Source organism: Streptomyces boncukensis, assembly GCF_011045075.1.
Classification (GTDB): domain Bacteria; phylum Actinomycetota; class Actinomycetes; order Streptomycetales; family Streptomycetaceae; genus Streptomyces; species Streptomyces boncukensis.
Window position 1 is genome coordinate 1 of the sequence record NZ_JAAKZZ010000288.1, and the last position, 9,518, is coordinate 9,518.

General features: G+C 71.1%; 7 protein-coding genes. 1 reads left to right on the plus strand and 6 read right to left on the minus strand.

Annotation, left to right across the window (positions count from 1 at the left end; all coding sequences use genetic code 11):
• The 4 genes from G5C65_RS23755 to G5C65_RS23770 all read right to left on the minus strand — a co-directional run.
• Positions 1–737 (minus strand): ABC transporter ATP-binding protein (locus G5C65_RS23755; protein WP_338146613.1); only part of this gene is annotated, 737 nt, incomplete at its 3' end.
• A gap of 8 nt (positions 738–745) precedes the next feature.
• Positions 746–1,726 carry an ABC transporter permease gene (locus G5C65_RS23760; protein ID WP_165300951.1) on the minus strand — a complete coding sequence of 327 codons (981 nt, stop codon included), beginning with the start codon at positions 1,724–1,726 and terminating at the stop codon, positions 746–748.
• Complete coding sequence (locus G5C65_RS23765) at positions 1,719–2,642, minus strand: ABC transporter permease (RefSeq protein WP_165300952.1); 924 nt, start codon at positions 2,640–2,642, stop codon at positions 1,719–1,721. The genes G5C65_RS23760 and G5C65_RS23765 overlap by 8 nt, the downstream gene beginning before the upstream one ends.
• 6 nt (positions 2,643–2,648) lie before the next feature.
• Positions 2,649–4,286 carry a peptide ABC transporter substrate-binding protein gene (locus G5C65_RS23770; RefSeq protein WP_165300953.1) on the minus strand — a complete coding sequence of 546 codons (1,638 nt, stop codon included), beginning with the start codon at positions 4,284–4,286 and terminating at the stop codon, positions 2,649–2,651.
• Between the two features lie 223 nt (positions 4,287–4,509).
• Between G5C65_RS23770 and G5C65_RS23775 the strand changes: the two genes are divergently transcribed.
• Positions 4,510–5,082 (plus strand): dihydrofolate reductase family protein, encoded by a 573-nt coding sequence (locus G5C65_RS23775; protein ID WP_165300954.1) that lies wholly within the window; start codon positions 4,510–4,512, stop codon positions 5,080–5,082.
• Between the two features lie 103 nt (positions 5,083–5,185).
• Here the strand turns inward: G5C65_RS23775 and typA are convergent, their stop codons facing one another.
• Both typA and G5C65_RS23785 read right to left on the minus strand, forming a co-directional pair.
• Complete coding sequence (gene typA, locus G5C65_RS23780; RefSeq protein WP_165300955.1) at positions 5,186–7,060, minus strand: translational GTPase TypA; 1,875 nt, start codon at positions 7,058–7,060, stop codon at positions 5,186–5,188.
• A gap of 172 nt (positions 7,061–7,232) precedes the next feature.
• On the minus strand, positions 7,233–9,422 hold the full coding sequence (locus G5C65_RS23785; protein WP_165300956.1) for an ABC transporter family substrate-binding protein: 2,190 nt from the start codon (positions 9,420–9,422) through the stop codon (positions 7,233–7,235).
• Between the last annotated feature and the right edge of the window lie 96 nt (positions 9,423–9,518).

Here is a 9,518-nt window from a genome sequence, read left to right on the forward strand (position 1 = left end):
GGGGCGCGGTAGAGGTCGTGGACGGGGGCCGTCTCCACGATGCGGCCCGCGTACATCACCGCGATCTCGTCGGCGACGTCCGCGACGACGCCCAGGTCGTGGGTGATGAGGATCAGCCCCATCTGGAACTCCCGCTGGAGCTCCGCCAGCAGCTCCATGACCTGGGCCTGCACGGTGACGTCCAGCGCCGTCGTGGGCTCGTCCGCGATGATCAGCTCGGGGCCGAGGGCCAGCGCCATCGCGATCATGATGCGCTGCCGCATACCGCCGCTGAACTGGTGCGGGTAGTCGGCGGCGCGCTCCCGGGCCGCCGGGATGCGCACCCGGTCCATCAGCTCCACGGCCCCCTCCCGGGCCTCCTTGCGGGAGGCGCCGCGGTGCACCCGGTACATCTCGCCGAGCTGGTAGCCCACGCTCAGCACCGGGTTCAGCGCGGAGAGCGCGTCCTGGAAGATCATGGCCATCCGGCGGCCGCGGAGCTTCCGCCGCTCCTCCGCGGACAGCTTCAGCAGGTCCTGGCCCTGGAAGAGGATCTCGCCGCCGGTGATCCGGCCGGGCGGCATGTCCAGGATGCCCATGACCGCCTGCGCGGTGACGGACTTGCCGGACCCGGACTCGCCGAGCACGGCCAGCGTCCGGCCCGCGTCGACCGCGTAGCTGACCCCGTTGACGGCCTTGGCGACGCCGTCCCGGGTGTGGAATTCGACGTGCAGGTCGCGCACTTCGAGCAGGCTCACGGTGCCGCTCACCTCAGCTTCGGGTCGAGGGCGTCGCGCACGGCGTCGCCGAGCATGATGAACGCGAGCACGGTGATGCTCAGCGCCGCCGCGGGGTAGACGAGGATGTGCGGCGCGTTGCGGAACTGCATGCCGGAGGAGGCGGCGGAGATGTCCGAGCCCCAGGACACGGTGGGCGGCTGCAGCCCCACGCCGAGATAGCTGAGGGTCGCCTCCAGGGCGATATAGTTGCCCAGCGCGATGGTCGCGGTGACGATGACCGGCGCGACGGCGTTCGGCAGAATGTGCCGCACCAGCATCCGGGTGTTGCCGGCGCCGAGGGCGCGCGCGGCCAGCAGATAGTCGTTCTGCTTGACGGTCAGCACGGAGCCGCGGGCGATACGGGCCACCTGCGGCCAGCCCAGCAGCACGATGAAGGCGACGACCGTCCACACCGAGCGGCTGCCGGTCATGGAGAGGAACACCAGCCCGCCCAGCACGATCGGGATGCCGAAGAAGATGTCGGTGACGCGGGAGAGGATCGCGTCCCACACCCCGCCGAAGAACCCGGCGAGCCCGCCGAGCAGGCTGCCCAGCACGGCCACGCCGAGCGTGGCGCAGACGCCGACGGCGACGGAGCTGCGGGCGCCGTACACCACCCGGGTGTAGACGTCGCAGCCCTGGGTGTCGTAGCCGAACCAGTGGCCGTGGGTGGCGGAGTCCAGGGAGTGGCCGAGGCTGCAGGAGAGCGGGTCGCGGGTGGCGATCAGGCTCGGCCACAGCGAGATGACGACGAGGAAGAGGATGAGCAGGCCCGCGACGATGAAGACGGGGTTGCGGCGCAGGTCGTGCCAGGCGTCGGACCACAGGCTGCGGGCCCGCGCCTCGGGGCCCCGGCCCGCCGGGGGCTGTGCGCCGCCCTCCAGCGTCTCCCCCTCGGTGGCGGCCAGCTCCATGGCTCCGCCGGGCCCTCCGATGGCGGGGCCCGACATGCCGGGTGGCTCAGTCATAGCGGATCCTCGGGTCGAGCACGGCGTACAGCAGGTCCACGAGCAGGTTGGCGAGCAGGAAGACGAGCACGAGGATCGTCACGAAGCCGACGACGGTGGGCGAGTTCTGCCGCACGATGCCCTGCCACAGCTGGAAGCCGACCCCCTGGATGTTGAAGATCCGCTCGGTGACCAGCGCCCCGGCCATCAGCTGGCCGACGTCGGTGCCGAGGAAGGTGACGACGGGGATCAGCGAGTTGCGCAGCAGGTGGCGCACGGTCACCCGGCGCCGCGGCAGCCCCTTGGCGACGGCGGTGCGCACATAGTCGGCGCGGGCGTTCTCCGCGAGCGAGGTGCGGGTGAGCCGGGTGACGTACGCGAGGGAGACCAGCGCCAGCACCAGCCCCGGCAGGATCAGCTCGTCCAGCGGCGCCTCGGGCGAGACGGCCGGGCGGATCCACCCCCACTTCACGCCGAGCAGATACTGCGCCAGGCTGCCGGTGACGAAGGTGGGGACGGAGATGACGACGAGGGTCAGCATCAGCACCCCGGTGTCCACCGGGCGCCCGCGCCGCAGTCCGGTGATCACCCCCAGGGTGATCCCGATGACGATCTCGAAGACGATCGCGACGGCCGCCAGCCGCAGGGTGATGGGGAACGCGTTCGCCATCAGCTCCGTCACCGGCTGGCCGTTGAACGCGTTGCCGAAGTCGCCGGTGAAGATCTTCCCCAGATAGAGCAGGTACTGCTGCGGCACGGGCTTGTCGAGGTTGAACTCGTGGCGGAGCGCCGCCGCCGTCGCCGGGTCCGGGGCCCGGTCCCCGAACAGCGCGTTGACCGGGTCGCCGACCGCGTAGACCATCACGAAGATGAGAAAGGTGGTCCCGATGAACACCGGGATCATCTGGAGCAGTCGTCTGACGACGTAGCGCCCCATCGCGGGTCACTTGACCTTGATGTCGGTGAAGACCGGGACGGAGAACGGGTTCAGCTTCACGTCGCTGACACGGCTGGAGTAGCCGGCGTTGCCGTTCTGGTACCACAGCGGAATGGCCACCATCTGGTCCAGGATCCGCTTCTCCGCCTCCTGGAACTTCGCGATGGCGGCGCCCTCGTCACCGAGCTCGTTCGCCTCGTCCATCAGGTCGTCGACCTTCTTGTCGGAGAAGTGCGAGTCGTTCGAGGAGCCTCCGGTGTAGAAGATCGGCTGGAGGAAGTTCTGGATGAGCGGGTAGTCCATCTGCCAGCCGGTGCGGAACAGCCCCGTCATCTTCTGCTGCGAGATGCTGTTGCGGAACTCCCCGAAGGTCGGGACGGGGTTCACGGTGCAGGCGTTGTTCTTGCCGAGGGTGTCGTTGATGCTGTTGCAGACGGCCTCCATCCACTGCCGGTGGGAGCCGGTGTCCACGTTCGAGGTGATCGTGACCTTGCCGCCGGGCAGCCCGCCCGCGTCGTCGATCAGCTTCTTCGCCTTCTCCGGGTCGTACTCGCACGCGTCGCCGCACAGGCCCGGCTTGTAGCCGCCCGCCGACTTCAGCACCGGCGAGGTCAGGTCCGTGGCGGGCTCGCGGGTGTCGTGGTAGATCTTCTTGGTGACCTGCTCGCGGTTGATCGCCATGGACAGCCCGCGCCGCACCGGCAGCATGTCCTCGCTGCTCCACTTCTCGTCGTAGAACGGGAAGGAGACGGTCTGCAGAATCCCGGCGGGCTGGTTGATGTACCGCCCGTTCAGGTCCTTGTCGGCGTTCTTGAGCTGCCCGGCGGGCAGTTCGTCGACGACGTCGAGGTTCCCGGCCTGCAGATCGGTGTAGGCGGTGTTCTGGTCGGTGTAGACCTTCAGCTCGACGCCCTCGTTCCGGGGCTTGTCGGGGCCGTCGTAGTGCTCGTTCTTCGAGAGCTTCATGGCCTGGCCCTTGGTGTACGAGTCCACCTTGTAGGGGCCGTTCCCGACCGGCTTCTTCAGCCATCCGTCGTGATCCGTGAAGAACTTCTCCGGGAGCGGCGCATAGGCGCTGTATCCGAGGGTCTCCGGCCAGAGCGAGAACTTCTGGCTGAGCTTGACGGTGAAGGTGTGGTCGTCCTCCACCTTCAGCCCCGACATCTTCTTGGCCTTCGGCTTGCCCTCGTCCGGGTGGACGTCGTCGTAGCCCTCGATGAACTGGAAGAAGTAGGAGCTGATCTGCTTGTTGGTGACCAGCGCGCCGTAGTTCCAGGCGTCGACGAACGAGTGCGCCGTGACATCGGTCCCGTCGGAGAACTTCCACCCCTTCTCCAGCTTCACGGTGAAGTTCTGCTGGTCGGTGGTGTCGATGGACTCGGCCATGGCGTTCTCGGCCTTGGCGGTCTCCGGGTCGTACCGCTTGAGCCCGCGGAAGGCCATGTCGAGCACCTTGCCGCCCTGCACCTCGTTGGTGTTCGCGGGCTCGATCGGGTTCTGCGGGTCGGTCCAGAAGGCCCGCACCACGCCGTCCCCGGAGCCGGTGCCGCCCCCGTCGTCGTCCCCGCCGCCGCAGGCGGCCGCCGCGAGGGCCACCGCCACGGAGCTGGCGAGGGCCCATGTGACACGTGTGGCTCCGCGCATGAGGTGCCTCCCTGGTCCGAGATCATGACTCAGAACCAGATAACACCCTTAATCAGGACAATCCGTGCCCACGTGGCCGTCCCGGCCCCCGAATGCCACAGTTAAGGCGATAAAGCACCGCGCACCCATTACGTGCCGGGGAGGCCGCCCACCGATGAGTTTTCCGGCGAGCGGCGGTCGACCCCCGTGACAAGCAGTTACGCGACCCCCTGGGAGACCCGAGATGCGCACCCTGATCAGCACCACCTTCGTCTCGCTCGACGGCGTCGTGGAGGCGCCGGGCGGCGAGCCCGGCTACCGCAACTCCGGGTGGACCTTCAAGGAGGTCGAGTTCGACGAGGCGGCCTTCGAGATCAAGGGCCGGGAGCAGCGGGAGGCCACCGCGATGCTGCTGGGCCGGACCAGCTACGAGGCGTTCAGCCCCGTCTGGCCGGGCATGGCGGAGTTCGCCGACTACAAGCCGATGCCGAAGTACGTCGTCTCCACCACCCTCACCCGGGGCGACCTGGTCTCCGACTGGGGCGAGACCACGATCCTGCGCTCACTCGACGAGGTCACCGCGCTCAAGGAGACCGAGGGCGGCCCGATCATCATGCACGGCAGCGCCGCCCTCAACCGGAGCCTCTCGGACGCCGGCCTCATCGACCGCTACCACCTGCTGGTCTTCCCGCTGCTGCTCGGCGCCGGCAAGCGGCTGTTCAGCGACACGGACAAGGACGCGCAGAAGCTGCGGCTGGTGGAGCACGCCGCGTACGCCAACGGCGTGCAGAAGCAGGTCTTCGACGTCGTCCGCTGAGCCCCCGCCGGAAAGGGGCTCCCCGTGCTGCGCGTCGCAGCCCGCGGGCACGCCGTGGCCGGTCGCGCAGCTCCCCGCGCCTCTGGCGGGGCGCCTACCCCGCCTACCCGTGCTTGGCGCGCGACGCGGCGCGGGCCCGCTCCTTCTGGTCCAGACTCACCTTGCGGATGCGCACCGTCTCCGGCGTCACCTCGATGCACTCGTCCTCGCGGCAGAACTCCAGCGACTGCTCCAGCGAGAGCTTCCGCGGCGGCACCAGGTTCTCCGTCGTGTCCGCGGAGGCGGCCCGCATGTTGGTGAGCTTCTTCTCCTTGGTGATGTTGACGTCCATGTCGTCGGAGCGGGAGTTCTCGCCGACGATCATGCCCTCGTACACCTCGGTGCCCGGCTCGATGAAGATCGTGCCGCGCTCCTGGAGGTTCATCATCGCGAACGGCGTCGCGCTGCCCGAGCGGTCCGCGACCAGCGAGCCGCTGTGCCGGGTGCGCAGATCGCCGAACCACGGCTCATGGCCCTCGAAGATCGAGTGCGCGATGCCGGTGCCGCGGGTCTCGGTGAGGAACTCCGTACGGAAGCCGATCAGGCCGCGCGAGGGGACCAGCCACTCCATGCGGACCCAGCCGGACCCGTGGTTGGTCATGGTCTCCATCCGGGCCTTGCGGGACGCCATCAGCTGGGTGATGGCCCCCAGGTGCTCCTCCGGCGCGTCGATCGTCATCCGCTCGACCGGCTCGTGCGTCTTGCCGTCGATCTCGCGGGTGACGACCTCCGGCTTGCCGACGGTCAGCTCGAAGCCCTCGCGGCGCATGGTCTCCACCAGGATGGCCAGCGCCAGCTCGCCGCGGCCCTGCACCTCCCAGGCGTCCGGCCGCTCGGTGGGCAGCACGCGCAGCGAGACGTTGCCGACCAGCTCGCGGTCCAGCCGGTCCTTCACCAGTCGGGCTGTGACCTTGTGCCCCTTGCCGCCCTTGCCGACGAGCGGGGAGGTGTTCGTCCCGATGGTCATGGAGATCGCGGGCTCGTCGACGGTGATGAGCGGGAGCGCGACCGGGTTCTCGGCGTCCGCGAGGGTTTCGCCGATCATGATGTCCGGGATGCCCGCGACGGCGCAGATGTCGCCGGGCCCGGCCTCGGCGGCGGGCTTGCGGGTGAGCGCCTCGGTCATCAGCAGCTCGGTGATCCGGACGTTCTGCACCGATCCGTCGCGCCTCAGCCAGGCCACCGTCTGGCCCTTCTTCAGCGTGCCGGCCTCCACGCGCAGCAGCGCGATCCGGCCGAGGAAGTTGTCCGCGTCGAGGTTGGTGACGTGCGCCTGGAGCGGCGCGCCCTCCTCGTACGTGGGCGCGGGAACCGTCTCCAGCAGGGTGGAGAAGAACGGCTCCAGGTTCTCGCTGTCGCCCGGCACCGCGCCGTCGGCGGGCTGGGTCAGCGAGGCGACGCCGTCGCGCGCGCAGGCGTAGACGATCGGGAACTCGATCTGGTCCTCGTCCGCGTCCAGGTCCAGGAACAGGTCGTAGGTCTCGTCCACGATCTCGGAGATCCGGGCGTCGGGCCGGTCCGTCTTGTTGACGCAGAGGATGACCGGAAGCCGTGCCTCCAGCGCCTTGCGCAGCACGAACCGGGTCTGCGGGAGCGGTCCCTCGGAGGCGTCCACGAGCAGCACGACCGCGTCGACCATCGACAGGCCGCGCTCGACCTCGCCGCCGAAGTCGGCGTGGCCGGGGGTGTCGATGATGTTGATGGTGACAGCGGGGCCGCCGTCCTTGGGGTGGTACCGGACGGCGGTGTTCTTCGCGAGAATGGTGATCCCCTTCTCGCGCTCCAGGTCGTTGGAGTCCATCACCCGGTCGTCCACCGACTCCAGCTGATGCGCTGCGAAGGCTCCCGCCTGCTTGAGCATGGCGTCGACCAGGGTCGTCTTGCCGTGGTCGACGTGGGCGACGATGGCGACGTTGCGGATGTCGTTGCGCGTGGGCACTGCGGCGCTTCTCCCGGGTTGCTGGGGTGGGGCGGATCCCCTCTCGCCGGGCTGATCTTCGCCACGGCCTCGTCAACCATGGTACGGGCCCGCCCGGCGAGGGGCCGCCGACCCCACTGGCCTGCGCCGCCCCACGCCGCCCCACACCAGCCGACGCCGCCCGACGCCGCCGTCAGGATTCCGGCGTGCGGAACCCGATGTCCTGGTACCGGGGGGTCTGGAAGCCGAAGGCGCCGGCGTTGACGACGCGGTCCTTGGCGGCGACGAGCTGCGGGCGCTGGTAGAGCGGCAGGGAGCCCCCGGCGGCCCAGATCCGGGCGTCCGCCTTCCGCAGCAGGTCCGTGCGCCGCCCCTCGTCCAGCTCGCCCGCGGCCTGCTCGAAGAGCTGGTCGATCTGGTCGGTGCCGACCCGGGAGTAGTTCTGCTCCACCAGCAGCGAGCCGTCGGCGGCCGGCCGCGGCTTGGCGAAGATCGGACGGGCTTCGGTGGCGGGGTAGGCCGTCGCGGGCCAGGAGTACAGCGCGAGGTCGTACTCCCCCGCGGCGATGTGGTCCTTGAAGTAGCTCGTGTCCGGCACCTCCTTGAGCTGGGTGCGGATACCCACCTCGTTCAGCGTGGCCGCGATCCGCCGCCCCGTCGCGCGGATCTGCCCGGAGCCGGGGCCCGCCGGGAGGACGAAGCGCAGCGCGAGCGGCCTGCCGCCCTTGGTGCGGACGGCGGTGGCGGTGCCGTCGGCGAGCATGCCCAGCTCGGCGGCGCGGGCCCGGACCCGCTCGGCCCGCCGCAGCGCGGCGCGGGCGCGGCGCTGCGACGGCTTGGCGCCCTGCTTGCCGGCCCGCGCCAGCTGGGACCGCGCGGCCTGCGCGAGCAGCCCGGCGCGCTGCGCCGTCGCCGGCGGGACGAGGCTGAGCGGTTTGCCGGTGACCCGGGCCCGCAGCTCGGGGCCCACCCGTACGGCCGCTGCCTGCGCCTCCAGCCGGTGCGGCGCGGAGGCGGCGCCCGCCGAGGGCTCCGCCGGCCCGGCCGACCCGGGGGACTCGGCGGTGTCCGGGCCGCCCTCGGGGCCCGCCGCCACCCGCTTCTCGCCGCTGTCGTCGCCGCTCCTGCGGATCGGGCCGCCGCCCTTCCAGCCCGCGTCGGCGAGCAGCCGCTGCGCCGAGTCCAGGTCCCGGTCGCCGATCGCCTCGCTGGTGTCCTGGTAGCCGTCCTGGTTCGCCATCCGCAGATGGCTGCCGAGCGGCTCGGTGGGCAGCCCCACCGGGCCGAGCGCCTGCCGGGCCAGCTCCTCGCGGTCGAGGGCGCGGGCCACGGCACGCCGGACGCGCTCGTCGGCGAGCGGGCCGCCCGCGCCGTTCAGGGCGAGCTGGGTGTAGGCCGGGTCCAGGGCCCTGCGGACGCTGTAGCCGCTCAGCGCCCCCCGCTCGGCCCCCTTCCGCTCCGCGCCGTCCTTCTCCGCGCCGTTCTTCCCCGCGCCGTCCTTCCCCGCGCCGTTCTTGCCCACTTCGTTCTTCTTCCGCGCCCGCGCCACCTGCCGGGCGGCGTCGGCGTCCACCTCGGCCAGGTCGAGGGAGCCGCGCTCCAGCGCCGCGGCGCGCTGCGGGCGGGGCACCGCCTTCAGCTCGATCCGGTCCAGCTTGGCCCGCTCGCCCCACCAGCGCGGATTGCGCTCCAGCGGCACCGTGCGGGACTTGCGGTCCGCCTTTCCGGCGCGGAAGGGGCCGGCGGAGACGGGCAGCGCCGTGCGGGCGCTGTCGTTGAAGCTGTCCGGGTCCCCCATCACGCTCTTCGGGTACAGCGGCGTGAACAGCGACTGCCAGTCCGCGTACGGCTTGGTGAAGACGACCTTGACCTGGTGCGCGTCCTCGCCCCTGGTGACCTTGCGGATGCGGTCGTAGCCCGCGCTGCGCGCCGTCCAGTAGGCGCTGCTCTTGCCGCGCAGGGCCTTCCACTGGGCCCGGAAGTCCGCGACGCCGAGCGGGCGCCCGTCGCTCCAGCGGGCCTTGGGGTTGAGGGTGTAGACGACGGTCTGCCGCGGCTCGGTGTCGGTGACCTCGGCCTTCTCCAGGTAGTTCGGGTCGGGGTGCGGTGCCGCCTGCTCGTCGAGCGTGAAGAGCGCGGGAAGGGTGGCCGCGGCGATCCGGTCGGTGGCCGGGCCGGCGTCGGGCTGGAAGGCGTTGAACGTGGTGGGCATCGCGTCCGTGGCCCAGCGCAGCGTGCCGCCCGGGGCGACGTCGTCCCGGTCGGCGGTCGGCACGTCCCGTACGGCCCTGCCGCCGGCCCCGCCGCCGGTGTCGTCCGTACCGCCCGAGTCCCCGCCGCACCCGGCGAGCGGGAAGGGCAGCAGGACGCCGACGGCGAGCAGCGCGGTGGCGGTGCGGCGCCGGGCCGCTGCGGGGCCGGCGGCGGGGCCGGGTGGGGGTCCCCCCTGCTCGAGCGGAGCCGAGAGCTTGGGGGAGGC

Excerpts from the sequence above, each read along its gene's own strand:
- G5C65_RS23760 (WP_165300951.1), bottom strand. The coding sequence starts at position 1,726 with ATGACTGAGCCACCCGGCATGTCGGGCCCCGCCATCGGAGGGCCCGGC.
- G5C65_RS23765 (WP_165300952.1), bottom strand. The coding sequence starts at position 2,642 with ATGGGGCGCTACGTCGTCAGACGACTGCTCCAGATGATCCCGGTGTTC.
- G5C65_RS23770 (WP_165300953.1), bottom strand. The coding sequence starts at position 4,286 with ATGCGCGGAGCCACACGTGTCACATGGGCCCTCGCCAGCTCCGTGGCG.
- G5C65_RS23775 (WP_165300954.1), top strand. The coding sequence starts at position 4,510 with ATGCGCACCCTGATCAGCACCACCTTCGTCTCGCTCGACGGCGTCGTG.